Source organism: Streptomyces griseicoloratus (assembly GCF_014534645.1).
GTDB classification, from domain to species: Bacteria; Actinomycetota; Actinomycetes; order Streptomycetales; family Streptomycetaceae; genus Streptomyces; species Streptomyces griseicoloratus.
Window position 1 is genome coordinate 1 of record NZ_JACVQF010000044.1, and the last position, 251, is coordinate 251.

Below are 251 nucleotides of genomic sequence, written 5' to 3' on the forward strand. Positions count from 1 at the left end.
GCCACCGAAGAGGAGGTCCTGCCCCTGCTCAAGGACGTCGGCGACTGCCTGTCCATCGCCGCCGTCAACGGGCCCACGTCCGTGGTCGTCTCGGGCGACGAGGCGGCGGCCTCCGACGTTGCGGCGCACTTCCGGCGGCTCGACCGCAAGACCAAGCGGCTGACGGTCTCGCACGCCTTCCACTCCGCCCACATGGACCCCATGCTCGACGAGTTCCAGCGCACCGCCGCCGAACTCACCTACCACGAGCC

At 70.5% G+C, this 251-nt stretch carries 1 protein-coding gene; it reads left to right on the top strand.

The window, feature by feature from the left end; translation table 11 throughout:
• The coding region (locus H0H10_RS01610) for an ACP S-malonyltransferase (protein ID WP_188178965.1) at nucleotides 1-251 on the top strand (251 nt) is incomplete at both ends.